This is a genomic window from Pseudomonas sp. ATCC 43928 (assembly GCF_005938665.2).
GTDB lineage: Bacteria > Pseudomonadota > Gammaproteobacteria > Pseudomonadales > Pseudomonadaceae > Aquipseudomonas.
Window position 1 is genome coordinate 2,873,810 of the sequence record NZ_CP041753.1, and the last position, 13,829, is coordinate 2,887,638.

Sequence of the window (13,829 nt, forward strand, 5' to 3'; positions counted from 1 at the left end):
CAGGGTTCCTTGTTTGGGTTTCAACGGTTCCCCAGGCTCATTGCACCCGGCATGCCATTTTTAACGTATTGAAAAACATGGATTAATTTTTAGTTGTGGTGATATTCACCCTGATGCTTCAGGGTAAATACAACCATAGAGGGTGATGACTACCATGCTGCGAGAAAGCCTGGCGGCCGACCTGATCGTCGAGTTGCCCAATGCCGTGCGGTTGCAACGACTGGTCCAGACCCTGCGCGAATACTTCAACAGTGGCGCCGTGGGCTTGCTGCGTCTGGATGACGACAGCCTCAGGCCCGTTGCAACGGTGGGGCTGGTTCATGAAGCGTTGGGGCGCCGGTTCGTCATTGCCCAGCATCCTCGGCTGGCGGCAATCATGGCGTCGCGCGAGCCGACCTGGTTCGAGCCCGACAGCCGCCTGCCGGACCCCTACGACGGCTTGCTCGACAACCATGTCGGCGAACCGCTGCCGGTGCATGACTGCATGGGCGTGAGCCTCTATGTCGAGGGGCGGATCTGGGGCGCGATCACCCTCGATGCGCTGCACGCCGGGACCTTTGACAACCGGGCGCGGGAAGAACTCAAGCGTTGCACTTTGCAGATCGAAGCCGCCGTGCGGGTCACCCGCCTGGAGCAGGAAAACCGCAGCTTGCGCCTGTCCCGCAGCGATCCTCAGGACTTGCGCGTGCCCGTCGGAGAAGGCGAGATCCTTGGGCAAAGTGAGGTGTTGCATCAGTTGCTCAATGAGCTGGATGTACTGGCCGATTCCGATCTGCCGGTATTGCTGCTGGGCGAGACCGGCGTCGGCAAAGAGCTGTTCGCACGGCGCTTGCATCGTCTTTCAAGGCGCCACCACAAACCGCTGATACAGGTTAACTGCGCAGCCTTGCCGGAGTCGCTGGCAGAGAGTGAGTTGTTCGGGCATGTCAAAGGCGCCTTTTCCGGTGCTACGAGTGACCGTGCCGGACGCTTCGACGCCGCCAACGGTGGCACGCTGTTTCTCGATGAAGTCGGGGAGTTGCCCTTGAGTGTGCAAGCGAAATTGCTGCGCACCCTGCAAAACGGCGAGATCCAGCGCCTGGGCGCCGACAAGCCGTTGCACGTCGATGTGCGCATCATCGCCGCCACCAATCGGCACCTGCCGGACAGCATCCGCGATGGCTTGTTTCGCGCCGATCTGTATCACCGCCTCTCGGTGTACCCGGTGCCGATTCCAGCGCTGCGCGAGCGTGGTCACGATGTGTTGATGCTGGCCGGGCATTTTCTGGAGCTCAATCGGGCGCGGCTCGGCCTGCGAGGTTTGCGTTTGTCGCCGGCGGCGGAGCGAGCCTTGCTGGCATACACCTGGCCGGGCAATGTGCGCGAACTGGAGCACGTCATCAGTCGGGCGGCGTTGAAGCAGCTCAGTCGCGGGACGAGTCGCACATCGATCATGACGCTGGAGCCAGAGGTTCTCGATCTCGACAGCCCGATGGCAGCATCGGGGGCAGAGGTCGAGCCATCCCGGGACATTACGGCTGATCTACCGTTCCAGCCCCTGGGCGAAGCCGTCGACGATTACCAGCGCAGGAAGATCCTCGAGGCCCTGAGCCTGTCCGGGGACAACTGGGCCAGCGCCGCGCGGATGCTGGAAGTCGACCCCAGCAATTTGCACAAACTGGCGCGGCGCCTGCGTCTGAAGTAGGTCAGGGCGTTGTCGCTTCGACCCTCGGTGTTGATGGCGGTCAAGGTGGTATCGCGCAGTGCCTCGCACACTGCGCAAAACCTTCCGGAGATTACCGTCATGCCCCTGTCCCTGGCCCAAATGCGCCGTAACTACACCCTTAATGGCCTGCAAGATGAGGCTGCGCTGGACGATCCGCTGGCGATGTTCCGTCAATGGCTGCAACAGGCCCGCGACACCGAGTGCGCACCTGTCGAGGCCAATAGCATGGTGCTGGCGACGGTCGACGGTGAAGGACGGCCGCACTGCCGTGTGCTGTTGCTCAAAGGCTTGAGCGATGAAGGTTTTACTTTTTTCGGTAATTACCAGAGCGACAAGGGGCAGCAGCTGGCGGTCAATCCCTATGCCGCCATGACGTTTTTCTGGCCGGGGCTGGAGCGTCAAGTGCGCATCGAAGGCCGGGTGTCCAGGCTCGACCCGCAACTCTCGGATGCATACTTCGATTCCCGCTCGATGGCCAGTCGCCTGGGCGCCTGGGCTTCACCGCAAAGCCGGCCGTTGGCCAGTCGTGCCGCGCTGGAGTCGATGTTGGCGCAGACCATCAAGCGCTTCGTTGGCCAGACCGTCTCGCGCCCCGAACATTGGGGCGGTTATTGCCTGCACCCTGAACGTCTGGAGTTCTGGCAGGGCCGTGCCGACCGCTTGCATGACCGTCTCGATTACCGGTTGCGAGATGGTGCATGGCAACGGCGCCGCTTGGCGCCTTGAGCGACGAGTAAGTTCCCCCGTAGCAGCCTGCGGCAGCTGCTACGGGCTTGAGTCCCCCATTAATCCATAGACCCCGACGAGGTACCTCCTTGGAGGAATAGGCTCGTTCGCTATTCCGGTTCAGGCTTTGGGCCATACCCTCATCTACGGGAAAGCCTGGATATGGCCCATCTGACGCAACGCAGTTTCGAACCCCTGAACATTGCCGTGCTGACCATCAGCGATACGCGCACCTTTGACACCGACACTTCAGGACAGACCCTGGCGGATTTGCTGCAAACGGCCGGGCATGTGCTGATCGATCGTGGCCTGGTCAAGGACGACATTTATCAGATCCGCGCAACGGTCTCCCAGTGGATCGCCGACCCCCGGGTGCAAGTCATATTGATGACTGGCGGCACCGGTTTCACCGCTCGTGACAACACACCGCAAGCGGTGCTGCCACTGCTGGACAAACATGTGGAAGGCTTCGGCGAATTGTTCCGCCAGGTGTCGCTGGAGGAGATTGGCATGTCCAGTCTGCAGTCCCGGGCACTGGCCGGGATGAGTAACGGTGTACTGGTGTGCTGCGTTCCTGGCTCGCCGGGTGCCTGCCGGACTGCCTGGAACAAGATTCTGCTCGAGCAACTGGACAGTCGCACCGGCCCGTGTAACTTCGCCCCGCATTTGAAAGCGCAAGCACAGCGGGTCATCGACGCCTGCGAGACACGCTCATGAGCGGCCGGGTGTGCGACCTCGGCAACCTGATGCCCGTGGACGAGGCCATCAGCCGTCTGCTCGACCAGGCGCCACCACCACCCCTGGCGCAAATGGTCCGTCTGGACCAAGCCATGGGGCGGGTACTGGCGGTGGACATTCATTGCCCGGTGAACCTGCCGGCCTGGGACAACAGTGCCATGGACGGTTATGCCCTCAGGGCTGCCGACCTGCCGGCGGAAGGTGGCTGTTTGACGATTGGCGGCCGAATTGCGGCGGGGGATCAGGCGTGCTCGCCCTTGCTTGCGCAGCAAACGGTGCAGATCTTTACCGGCGCGCCATTGCCACCGGGTGCCGATACCGTCGTGCCGCAAGAGCGCTGCCGGGTCGAAGGCGAGCGAGTCTGGTTCCCGCCCGTAGCCGTTGGCGATCACGTGCGCAAGGAAGGGGAGGAAGTTCGCCGCGGGCATCTGCTGCTCAAGGCTGGCAAACGCCTGCGCGCACAAGAACTGGGATTGCTGGCCGGTGCCGGGATTGCCCGGGTCGAGGTCTATAGGCCGTTGCAAGTGTGCCTGCTCAGCAGCGGTAATGAACTGCGCGAGCCGGGCGATTCCTTGGCACCGGGGCAGATCTACAACAGCAACCGGTATTGCCTTGCTGCGTTGTTGCGCGGCTGGGGCGTCGAGGTGCATGACTATGACGTCATGGCCGATGAGTTGGTGGCCAGCCGGCATGCCTTGAGCCTGGCGTCTTCGGAATGCGACTTGCTGTTGAGCTCCGGTGGCGTGTCGGTCGGCGAGGAAGATCACCTCAAACAGGCCATCGAGGAACTGGGCAGTGTGGATTTCTGGCGGCTGGCCATCCAGCCGGGTAAGCCATTGGCCTATGGCGAAGTGGCCGGTAAACCGTGGATCGGTATGCCGGGAAACCCGTCAGGGGCGCTGATTACCGCGTTGGTGGTGGTGCGTCCGTTCCTGCTCAGGGCTCAGGGTGTGACTGACGTGATGCCAGTGCCGTTGGCTGTACCCGCCGGGTTCGACTGGTTGCAGCGTAACAAGCGTCGACAATACCTGCGGGCCAGGTTGACGCCCGGCGCCGATGGCCAGTTGAGTGTGGAACTGCACCCTCAGCAAAGCTCGGCCATGTTGACCGCCGCGTGCTGGGCCGACGGGCTGGCGGTGATCGAGTGTGAGCAGCAAGTGCTCAAGCACGACAACGTGATGTTCCTGTCCTTCGCCGACCTGATGCAGTGATGGCAATTGATTGCCGTCAAGGCTGTGCCTGCCGGTCTGGCTAGACTGGCAGCGCCTTTTTCGAAGGGTGCGCCACAGACGCCGGGCGCTGCCCCGGACGCGTAATTTCATGAGGATTACCCATGCAACTGGTCTGCCCGGCAGGGAATCTGCCTGCGCTTAAAGCGGCGGTGCGCCAAGGCGCCGATGCCGTGTATGTCGGCTTTCGCGATGACACCAATGCCCGGCATTTCGCGGGGTTGAACATGGACGACAAACAGTTCGACGCCGCCGTCGCCCACATCCGCCAACATCAACGCAAACTCTACGTCGCGGTCAACACGTACCCACAACCCAAGGGGTGGGAGCGCTGGCAACGGGCGGTGGATCGTGCCGCCGATTTCGGCGTCGATGCGCTGATCGCCGCCGACCCCGGGGTGCTCGACTATGCCAGTCAGCGTCACCCGCAATTGGCCCTGCATCTGTCGGTTCAGGGGTCGGCAACCCATGCCGCGGCGCTGGAATTTTATGCGCAGCGCTACGGCATTCGTCGCGCGGTATTGCCACGGGTGTTGTCGTTGGCGCAGGTACGTCAAGTCGCCGCCAGCAGCCCGGTGCCCATCGAAGTCTTTGGCTTCGGCAGCTTGTGCATCATGGCCGAAGGGCGTTGCCACCTGTCTTCCTACATTACCGGTGAGTCGCCGAACCTGTGCGGTGTCTGTTCGCCAGCCAAAGCCGTGCGTTGGAGCGAGGACGCCGAAGGCTTGAGCGCGCGCCTCAGCGAAGTGCTGATCGATCGCTACACCCCTGACGAATCGGCCGGTTACCCGACCTTGTGCAAAGGCCGTTTTCTGGTCGATGGCAAACGCTTTCATGCGCTGGAGGAGCCCACCAGCCTCGACACCCTGGACTTGCTCCCGGAATTGACGGCCATTGGCGTCGAAGCGGTGAAAATCGAGGGCCGCCAACGCAGCCCGGCGTATGTCGAACAAGTCACCCGGGTCTGGCGCGCGGCATTGGATGCTCACCGTGGCGCGCCCGGCAGTTTTCGGGTCAAGGAAGAATGGCGTCAGGTGCTGGCCGGTTTGTCCGAAGGCAGCCAGACCACCCTGGGCGCTTATCATCGATCATGGCAATGAGGGACGCGACATGAAGCTCAGCCTGGGACCGGTCCTGTTTTATTGGGACAAAGAGCAACTCAGCAACTTTTACGCCGACATGTCGACCTTGCCCCTGGACGTGATTTATCTGGGGGAAACCGTGTGCTCCAAACGCCGGGCCTTTTCCCTGGATCAATGGCTGGGGCTGGGGCGCGAGTTACAGGAATGCAGCCAGGCACAGTTGGTGCTTTCCAGCCTGACGCTGATCGAGGCTGCCTCCGAACTCTCCAGCCTGCGCCGGCTGTGCGACAACGGCGAGTTGTTGGTGGAGGCCAACGACATGGGCGCGGTGCATTTCCTGGCCGAGCGCAAGTTACCTTTCGTGGGCGGCCCGGCGCTCAATCTGTACAACGGCCACTCATTGGCACAATTACTCGACAGCGGAATGACTCGCTGGGTGCCGCCCGTGGAGTGTTCGGCGACGCTGATCAGCGACGTGATCGGGCAAGTGCGCGAGTTGGGCCGTGCAGTGCCGGAAGTTGAAATCTTCGCCTATGGGCATCTGCCGTTGGCCTATTCCGCCCGCTGCTTCACTGCCCGTGCAGAAAACCGGCCCAAGGACGACTGCCGGTTCTGCTGCATCAACTACCCCGATGGCCTGGCGCTGACCAGCCAGGAGGGGCAACCACTGTTTACCCTTAACGGTATTCAAACGATGTCGGCCGAGGTGACCAACCTGCTGGCCGATTACGCCGGACTGGTGGCCTGTGGTGCCGATCTGTTGCGCTTGAGCCCTCGTGCTCAGGGCATGGACGAAGTGATCGCGGCCTATCAACGGGTTCGTCTGGGCGAAACACCGCCGCTGTTCGTCGAAGGTTGCAATGGCTATTGGCATGGTCAGGCCGGCATGCTGCGCGTCGAGGAGGTTGGCCTGTGCTGAATCGAAAGAAGTGGCTGTTGAAAGGCGCCGACCGGTTGTTGCCACTGGTGCGCCGGGTGCCTTTTGCCGTGCAGCGCCTGGCGTTGCAGCAGGCGCTGAATCGCTGCCTCGCCGAGCCATTGCGCGAGGGCGAGTTCGAAGTGCTGCGCGGGCGCTGGCTGTGCTTGCGGATTCCGGACCTGGGTTTGTCCTGGTACCTGACACTCAGTCGTCAGGGCTTGCGGATTGCCGAGCACGCTACGGCGAACGTGACCATCAGCGGTAACTGGCGCGAATTTTTATTGCTGGCCAGCCGTCAGGAAGATCCGGACACGTTGTTCTTTCGCCGGCGACTGGTCATCGAGGGCGATACCGAACTGGGGCTGGCGCTGAAGAACCTGATCGACAGCCTTGACCCCGATGTTCTGCCTGTGTGGTTGTGGCGCAATCTGGAGCGGGCGGGGAAGGGCTTGGCGGCGGGATGACCAACGTAGATTAAATGTGGGAGCGAGCAGGTCGAATCGTCGCACCGCCGCTCCCACAGTTGGATTTTCGTTGGCCCTCAGGCCATCGTTTACTGTAATGCTGTTCACTTAAGCCGTAATGCGATCTGTAGCAGCTGTCGAGCCTGCGAGGCTGCGTTCGGCGGCGAAGCCGTCGTGAATCCGGCTAGTGCGGTCTGCCTGACACGCCGCAATCACTGGTTTGACGACGGCTTCGCCGCCGAACGCAGCCTTCGGCAGCTGCTACAAGGAATGCGTCGCGGCTGAAATTGCTTAAGTGAACAGCATTAATCGTTTACTGGCGGCTTCCGTGCTGTCGGGCATCACTGGCAATCAACTGCCTGATCCCTTCAAACAACTCATCACTCTGCGCCAGCGTGCAGTCCTCGCCATAGCGTTTGCGCAGCCCGTAGTGGCTGAGGATCAGGTGCACGTCCGCGTGCAGGCCATGTTGCTTGAGGCAGTTCTCGACGCATTGCAGCGGGCAGCCGTCCAGCGCGAAGATCCGGCGCCCCGAGCGCGCTTTGTTGACCAGCGCTGCCACATGCCCGCCGACACCAACGATGCAGGACATTTCAGCGAGACCACTGCGATCCAGGCGCACGGCCAGGGTGTTGGCCAGTTGGGCGACGTTGGAGCAGCCTGAGCAGGAGTAAACCAAAGGCAGGGTTGAACGGGGCATTTGCACTCTCCGTGGATGGGCTCTGTCAGTGTGCAAGAGGTGTGGATGGGTACCTTGATGACGGTCAATTCCGGCTATTGGAAAGCGGCCAGTTCCTCTTCAGCGAGGATGCTGATGTGGCGTCGCTCCATGGCAATCAGGCCGCTTTCCACCAGGCGATGCAGTATCCGCGAAAAGGTTTCCGGCTGAATTCCCAGCTTCGACGCCACCAGGCGTTTGGACATCTGCAAGACAATCTGGCCGGTCACCGGGTGGCGTTCCTGGAACAGGAAATTGATCACCCGACGGCTCGCACTGGCCATGGTCAAGGTATCGATATCGCGCAGACGCAGGTGCAGGTGAACGCTCATGCTCGCCAGGATGGCCAGGCAGACTTTCGGCTGGTCCTCCAGGGCATTGCGGTAATGGTTGCCGTCGATGCTCACCAGCACGCTGTCCTTCAGCGCGGTGGCGCTCACCGGATACAGACGAGCCTGGCTGAACAGCAAGGCTTCGGCAAAAGTCTGGCCGGGCTGAATGATCTCCACCAGGTTCTCCTGGCCTTCGCCGGTGAGCCGGTACAACTTGACCTGGCCGCTGACCAGCAGGAAAAAACGCCTGGCCGGATCCCCTTGATGCATGAGCGTACTGTGACAACTCAGGCGCTTGAGCATGGCCAGGCTGCAGACTTCCTCGAAGACTTTCTCCGGCAGTTGGCTGAACAGATGATGACGGCGCAACGTTAAAACGATGGAAGGGTGAGTCAGCATGGCGTACCTCCGCTGACGGCCATAGTAGAGAGCGCAGGCTTGATGACCTATGCCTCTGCAGGCCTACCTCCAAAGAGGAATACCCTTCAGCCGGCGTTGCGCAGATGTTCCATGGCCCACACCGCCGCCTCTACTCGTGAGCGCAAGCCGAGTTTGTGCAACAGGTTTTTGACGTGAACCTTGACCGTGCCTTCGGTGATGCCCAGTTTGTGCCCGATGACCTTGTTGCTGAAGCCGCTGGCGATGGTTTTCAGCACCTGACGCTCACGCTCGGTCAGTTCCACCACGGCCTGACGCGCAGGAGCACGCAGTGCTTGCGCCATGACTTGGGTCAGTCCCGGGCTGATTACCAACGCGCCGTTCAGGGCATCGCGGATGTACTGAATCAACAGTTCGGGCTCCATGTCCTTGAGCAGATAGCCGTCGGCATCCAGGCGCAGTGCATCGCGAATATCGTCTTCGGCGTCCGATACCGTAAACAGCAGCACTTTGCCGGTGTAGTGCATGGCTCGTAGTCGGCGCAGGGTTTCGATGCCATTCATTTGCGGCATGTTGTTGTCGAGCAAAACCAGGTCCGGTTGAAGCGGCTCAATGAGACTGAGTGCTTCTTCACCCTGGCTGGCTTCGCCGACGATCAGGAAATCATCTTCGAGTTCGAGCATCTGGCGAATGCCGTGACGCATCATCGGGTGATCGTCTACCAGCAGGATTTTGTGTTGTGGGGACAGGGTCATGTGGCGCTACCTTCTGTTTGCTGCCCGAGAAACTCCGGGTGGAATTCCAGTTGGACACGGGTGCCTTGGGGCTCCCTGGAAAATATCTGCAGTTGGCCGCGCAAGCTGCGAGCCCGCTCATCCATGATGTTCAGGCCGTGGTGTTCGCGCTGGTCGACGTTGCCACTGAACCCACGCCCGTCGTCTTCGACCGACAACCTGACGGTCTCGCCATCCTGGCGCAGTTGCAGCCAGGCGTTTTGCGCATGGGCGTGGCGCAGGCAGTTGGAGAGCGCCTCGCGGGTGATCTGCAAAATGTGGATTTGTTCGCTGGCCGATAGTTGAAAGGCCAGCGTGTCGACGTGCAGGTGCACCTGGAATTCTCCGCGACGGGAAAACTCCTCGGCCGTGTCCTTGAGTTCCTGTACCAGTCCCGCGTCGTGAATCTGCAAGCGAAACGTGGTCAGCAACTCGCGCAACTGGCGATAGGCATTGTTCAGTCCCTCGCGCAATTCGCTGGTGACGGTTTCCAGGGTCTGGACCGGTTCGCCCCGGCGCATCAGGGTTTGCATGCGGCTGACTTGCAGCTTCATGTAGGACAGGGCCTGGGCCAGTGAATCGTGCAGCTCGCGGGCGATGATCGTGCGTTCTTCGAGCAGCAGCAGGCGATGATCCTGTTCCCGTTGACGCTTGAGCGAGAGCGAGGTGCCGATCAGATTGGCCAGGGCCTGGATCAGTTGGGTTTCCCAGGCTTGCATGGGGTGCCCGTCGACAAAGTGCGCCTTGAGCTCCCCCAGTTCACTGCCCTGGTTGCTGATGCTGAAGATTTGCGGGTTGGTTTTAGGGTGTCTCTGGCACGTGGCGCAGTCGCTACTGGCGCAGACTTCCCGGATGTTTGCGCCATGCAGGGCGAGCAACTGCTGGGCCGGTGCCTGCATTTGTCCCTGCAGGCACAGCGACAGGCGCAAGCCGGGCAGGCGTTGCTGGAAGCGTCGAATCAACTCGTCCAGCCCCTCGGCATTGGCCAGGCGTGTGGCCAGGCTTCGGCTGCTTTGATACAGAAGCTCCAGGGCGGCATTGGCTTGTTGCAGGTTCAGGGTTTTTTGCCGGACCTGACTTTCCAGGGTGCGATGCGACTCTTCGATCGTCTCGGCCATGGTGTTGAAACTCATGGCCAACTGGCCCAGCTCATCCTCGGACTGATGGTTGACCCGCACCTTGAAGTCGCCGCGACGAAAGCGCTGGGTTGCATCCACCAACTCCTTCAAAGGGGTAACGACGCCGTACTGCAGTTCGTAGAGCCCGAGCAGCAGGACGATCATGGTGGTGAACAGGGCCAGGCCCTGGATCGCCTGTTGCCAACCTTGCTTTTGTTCGCTTTGGCGCTGCAACAGATCGACGAACTGGTTCAGTTGCTCAACGAAGGACTGCGCCTGGGCCTGAAAGGCCGCCGCATCGCCGCGCTCCAGTGCCGGACGCAAATCCTCATTCCAGTGTTGCTGGATTTGCCCATAACTGAGTTGCAATGCGGTGGTCGGGCCATCTTCCAGTACCGCTTTGAGAGAGTGGCTGTCCAAGCGGTTTTGCAGGCTGTCGATGATGGTGGTGATTTCTTCGTCGGCGACGCCAGCGGCGAGTTTCCAGCTCAGGTGATAGGTCTCCATGCGCACCGAGCCTGCGGTGTTGATGGCAGCGGCATCGCCCTGGCTGAACCAGGCGATCAGCCCGGCGCTCAATGAACTGGCGAGCGCCAGCACGGCGATCAGGATCACCGCCAGCCCGGCGCGAGCGGGCAGGGAGCTGCGCAACCAGCGGATCATCGGCGCAGGTCCGGGAAAGCGATAAGAAAACAGAGCATGCACGTTCCAGCGTGGGGTTTTGCCGCCGTTCCTGGGCGAGCTACCTCTAAAGAGTTGTCGACAGTTCCTTGTCGGCAAAAGCGTGGGTTGAAACCCTTAACAAGCTGATAAATAAAGGTTTTCAAGGTTTTCTTGCACTACCTCCTTGGAGGTAGGCGGGCTAAGCATAGGCTTAGGCCCTCATGGGCATCGTTGACCTGGGTCAAGTTTTTGCGGGGTTTGCCTCTCTAGTCTGCCGCCATGGCTAATTGACGGGAGAGCATTGTGACCCAACCGCGTGTACGACAAGGCTTGGTGCTGGGCATGAGCACGCTGGCCTTCACTGTGTGCTTCATGGTCTGGATGATGTTTGCCGTGCTCGGGGTGCCGATCAAGGAATTGCTCCAGCTCAACGAAACCCAATTCGGCCTGCTGGCCGCGACCCCGGTGCTGACCGGCTCGCTGGTGCGTTTGCCGCTGGGGTTGCTGACCGACCGATTTGGCGGGCGCAGCGTGTTTTTCCTGCTGATGCTGACTTGCGTCACGCCGCTGTACTTGATCAGTCACGCCACCGCCTACTGGCAGTTCCTGGTACTGGGTTTGTTCGTCGGCCTGGCCGGTGGCTCGTTTTCCGTTGGGATTGCCTACGTCGCCAAATGGTTCGACAAGGAGAACCAGGGCTTCGCCATGGGCATCTTCGGTGCCGGTAACGCCGGGTCGGCGGTGACCAAGTTCCTGGCCCCGGCGCTGATCGCCGCCGGCAGCTGGCAGCTGGTGCCGAAAGTCTTCAGTGCGATCTTGTTTATCACTGCGCTGCTGTTCTGGTTCCTGACCTCAGAAAACAAGGGCCATCGTAGTGCCACGGGCGCCAGCTTGCGTGAGCAACTGCGCTCACTGAAAGATCCTGCGGTGTGGCGCTACTGCCAGTACTACTCGATCGTCTTCGGCGGCTACGTTGCCCTGGCACTGTGGATGACCAAGTACTACGTGCAGGAATACGGTTTCAGCTTGCAAAGCGCGGCGCTGCTGGCGGCCTGTTTCTCCCTGCCCGGCGGCGTACTGCGCGCCGTCGGCGGCTGGATGTCGGATCGCTGGGGGGCGCAAAGCGTGACCTGGTGGGTGTTGTGGGTCAGCTGGATCTGCCTGTTCCTGCTCTCGTATCCCCAGACCCAACTGCAAGTGCAGACCATCGACGGCCCGCTGGATTTCCACATTGGCCTGAGCCCTGCGCTGTTCACCGTGCTGCTGTTCGTCATGGGCATCGCCTTCGCATTCGGCAAGGCCTCGGTCTTCAAGTACATCGCCAATGACTACCCGAAAAACATGGGCGCGGTGTCCGGCATCGTCGGCCTGGCGGGTGGCCTGGGCGGTTTCGTGCTGCCGATCCTGTTCGGCGCCCTGGTGGACCTCACCGGCGTGCGCTCTTCCTGCTTCATGTTGATGTACGGCGTGGTCTGGGTCTCCCTCACCTGGATGTACTTCAGCGAAATACGCAAAAGCCCGGTGCTTGGTAAAGAGCCGCTGCTGATCCCGTCCCCGATTTCCAGCATTGCCCAAGGAGAAGAACATGTCCGTTCTGCAAACGCCTGACAAAGGCCCGGTCATTCATGACTGGCGCCCCGAGGACCCCGCGTTCTGGGGAAGTAGCGGCAAACAGACCGCCACTCGCAACTTGTGGATTTCCATTCCTGCGCTGTTGTTGGCCTTTGCGGTGTGGATGGTCTGGAGCACGGTGATTGTGCGCTTGAACGCCATCGGCTTCAGCTTCACCACCGACCAACTGTTTTGGCTGGCGGCATTGCCGGGGCTGTCCGGTGCGACCTTGCGGGTCTTCTATTCCTTTATGGTGCCGATCTTCGGCGGCCGGCGCTGGACTGCCCTGAGCACCGCGTCGCTGCTGTTGCCATCGATCTGGATGGGCTTCGCCGTGCAGGACCCGAGCACCTCATACAGCGTGTTCGTAGTGATTGCCTTGCTCTGCGGTTTCGGTGGCGGCAACTTCGCCTCGAGCATGTCCAACATCAGCTTCTTCTATCCCAAGTCCCAACAGGGCACAGCTCTGGGCCTCAACGCCGGACTGGGCAACCTGGGCGTCTCGGTGATGCAGTTCTGCGTGCCGCTGGTGATTACCTTCGGTGTGTTCGGCTTCATGGGTGGCTCGCCGCAAGCGTTGCCGGACGGCGGTCAGTTGTGGCTGCAGAACGCCGGGTTCATCTGGGTGCCATTTATCGTCCTGGTGACAGTGTTGGCCTGGTTCGGCATGAATGACCTGTCCAGCGCCCGGGCCTCGTTCAGCGAACAGGCGGTGATCTTCAAGCGCAAGCACAACTGGCTGATGTGCTGGTTGTACCTGGCGACCTTCGGTTCGTTCATCGGCTTTTCCGCCGCGTTTCCGCTGCTGATCAAAACCTCCTTTCCGGATGTCATTGCCTTGAAATTCGCCTTCCTCGGCCCACTGGTTGGCGCTCTGGTGCGGCCATTGGGTGGCTGGCTGGCGGACAAGCTCGGTGGCGCGAAAGTGACCCTGTGGAACTTCGTGGCGATGATCGCGATGGTCTTCGGCGTGATGCACTTCTTGCCGCAGAACGGCGCGGGCGGCAGCTTCTACGGCTTCCTCGGCTTGTTCATGCTGCTGTTCATCACCACTGGCGTGGGCAACGGCTCCACCTTCCGGATGATCCCGGTGATCTTCCGCACGCAGCACGAAAAAGCCTCGGCCGGGAAATCGCCAGCCGTGCGTGAACAGGCGCTCAAGGATGCCGGCAAGGAATCGGCCGCCGTCCTGGGCTTCAGTTCGGCCATGGGCGCCTTCGGTGCGTTCTTCATTCCCAAATCCTTCGGCACTTCGATGGCCCAGACCGGCGGCCCTGAGATGGCCTTCTACATGTTCGTCGTTTTTTACCTGAGCTGCATCGTGGTGACCTGGTGGTGGTACGCGCGCAAAGGCGCCGCGACACCCTGCTGAG

13 protein-coding genes are annotated in these 13,829 nt (G+C 61.1%); 9 read left to right on the top strand and 4 right to left on the bottom strand.

Going from position 1 to position 13,829, the window contains the following annotated elements; genetic code table 11:
* The first annotated feature begins 154 nt into the window (after positions 1-154).
* The 7 genes from norR (at position 155) to FFH90_RS13375 (ending at position 6,863) form a co-directional block, all read left to right on the top strand.
* Complete coding sequence (norR, locus tag FFH90_RS13345) at positions 155-1,684, top strand: nitric oxide reductase transcriptional regulator NorR (RefSeq protein ID WP_138867329.1); 1,530 nt, start codon at positions 155-157, stop codon at positions 1,682-1,684.
* Positions 1,685-1,783: 99 nt separating this feature from the next.
* Entirely contained in the window at positions 1,784-2,431 is a 648-nt protein-coding gene (gene pdxH / locus FFH90_RS13350; protein WP_138867330.1) for a pyridoxamine 5'-phosphate oxidase, read from the top strand.
* A 162-nt stretch (positions 2,432-2,593) separates the two neighbouring features.
* The gene (gene moaB / locus FFH90_RS13355; protein WP_018927799.1) at positions 2,594-3,148 is read left to right on the top strand and encodes a molybdenum cofactor biosynthesis protein B; all 555 of its coding nucleotides are present in this window, start codon (positions 2,594-2,596) and stop codon (positions 3,146-3,148) included.
* A complete protein-coding gene (gene glp / locus FFH90_RS13360; RefSeq protein ID WP_138867331.1) occupies positions 3,145-4,380 on the top strand; it encodes a gephyrin-like molybdotransferase Glp in 1,236 nt (411 codons plus the stop codon). The genes moaB and glp overlap by 4 nt, the downstream gene beginning before the upstream one ends.
* Before the next feature lie 122 nt (positions 4,381-4,502).
* Positions 4,503-5,498, top strand: coding sequence for a peptidase U32 family protein (locus FFH90_RS13365; RefSeq protein ID WP_064617223.1), 996 nt, complete (start codon positions 4,503-4,505; stop codon positions 5,496-5,498).
* Positions 5,499-5,508: 10 nt separating this feature from the next.
* Positions 5,509-6,399: a U32 family peptidase gene (locus FFH90_RS13370; protein ID WP_018927802.1), complete on the top strand. Its 891-nt coding sequence runs from the start codon at positions 5,509-5,511 to the stop codon at positions 6,397-6,399.
* Positions 6,393-6,863 (top strand): SCP2 domain-containing protein, encoded by a 471-nt coding sequence (locus tag FFH90_RS13375; protein WP_019649068.1) that lies wholly within the window; start codon positions 6,393-6,395, stop codon positions 6,861-6,863. Before FFH90_RS13370 ends, FFH90_RS13375 begins: the two co-directional genes overlap by 7 nt.
* A 313-nt stretch (positions 6,864-7,176) precedes the next feature.
* On the opposite strand, the gene FFH90_RS13380 is transcribed toward FFH90_RS13375, so the two are convergent.
* From FFH90_RS13380 to FFH90_RS13395, 4 genes are all read right to left on the bottom strand, one after another.
* A complete protein-coding gene (locus FFH90_RS13380; RefSeq protein WP_064617227.1) occupies positions 7,177-7,563 on the bottom strand; it encodes a putative zinc-binding protein in 387 nt (128 codons plus the stop codon).
* A gap of 74 nt (positions 7,564-7,637) precedes the next feature.
* Positions 7,638-8,312, bottom strand: coding sequence for a Crp/Fnr family transcriptional regulator (locus FFH90_RS13385; protein WP_019649064.1), 675 nt, complete (start codon positions 8,310-8,312; stop codon positions 7,638-7,640).
* Positions 8,313-8,398: 86 nt separating this feature from the next.
* On the bottom strand, positions 8,399-9,046 hold the full coding sequence (gene narL, locus FFH90_RS13390; RefSeq protein WP_028940874.1) for a two-component system response regulator NarL: 648 nt from the start codon (positions 9,044-9,046) through the stop codon (positions 8,399-8,401).
* Complete coding sequence (locus FFH90_RS13395) at positions 9,043-10,845, bottom strand: HAMP domain-containing protein (protein ID WP_086945724.1); 1,803 nt, start codon at positions 10,843-10,845, stop codon at positions 9,043-9,045. The genes narL and FFH90_RS13395 overlap by 4 nt, the downstream gene beginning before the upstream one ends.
* A 303-nt stretch (positions 10,846-11,148) precedes the next feature.
* On the opposite strand from FFH90_RS13395, the gene FFH90_RS13400 reads away from it, so the two are divergent.
* Both FFH90_RS13400 and FFH90_RS13405 read left to right on the top strand, forming a co-directional pair.
* Positions 11,149-12,453, top strand: a complete 1,305-nt coding sequence (locus tag FFH90_RS13400; RefSeq protein WP_111454556.1) for a nitrate/nitrite transporter — start codon at positions 11,149-11,151, stop codon at positions 12,451-12,453.
* Positions 12,431-13,828: a NarK family nitrate/nitrite MFS transporter gene (locus FFH90_RS13405; RefSeq protein ID WP_111454555.1), complete on the top strand. Its 1,398-nt coding sequence runs from the start codon at positions 12,431-12,433 to the stop codon at positions 13,826-13,828. The genes FFH90_RS13400 and FFH90_RS13405 overlap by 23 nt, the downstream gene beginning before the upstream one ends.
* Position 13,829: the final 1 nt, after the last annotated feature.

Excerpts from the sequence above, each read along its gene's own strand:
- FFH90_RS13385 (WP_019649064.1), bottom strand. The coding sequence starts at position 8,312 with ATGCTGACTCACCCTTCCATCGTTTTAACGTTGCGCCGTCATCATCTG.
- FFH90_RS13405 (WP_111454555.1), top strand. The coding sequence starts at position 12,431 with ATGTCCGTTCTGCAAACGCCTGACAAAGGCCCGGTCATTCATGACTGG.
- FFH90_RS13380 (WP_064617227.1), bottom strand. The coding sequence starts at position 7,563 with ATGCCCCGTTCAACCCTGCCTTTGGTTTACTCCTGCTCAGGCTGCTCC.
- glp (WP_138867331.1), top strand. The coding sequence starts at position 3,145 with ATGAGCGGCCGGGTGTGCGACCTCGGCAACCTGATGCCCGTGGACGAG.
- narL (WP_028940874.1), bottom strand. The coding sequence starts at position 9,046 with ATGACCCTGTCCCCACAACACAAAATCCTGCTGGTAGACGATCACCCG.
- FFH90_RS13365 (WP_064617223.1), top strand. The coding sequence starts at position 4,503 with ATGCAACTGGTCTGCCCGGCAGGGAATCTGCCTGCGCTTAAAGCGGCG.
- norR (WP_138867329.1), top strand. The coding sequence starts at position 155 with ATGCTGCGAGAAAGCCTGGCGGCCGACCTGATCGTCGAGTTGCCCAAT.
- moaB (WP_018927799.1), top strand. The coding sequence starts at position 2,594 with ATGGCCCATCTGACGCAACGCAGTTTCGAACCCCTGAACATTGCCGTG.
- pdxH (WP_138867330.1), top strand. The coding sequence starts at position 1,784 with ATGCCCCTGTCCCTGGCCCAAATGCGCCGTAACTACACCCTTAATGGC.
- FFH90_RS13395 (WP_086945724.1), bottom strand. The coding sequence starts at position 10,845 with ATGATCCGCTGGTTGCGCAGCTCCCTGCCCGCTCGCGCCGGGCTGGCG.
- FFH90_RS13370 (WP_018927802.1), top strand. The coding sequence starts at position 5,509 with ATGAAGCTCAGCCTGGGACCGGTCCTGTTTTATTGGGACAAAGAGCAA.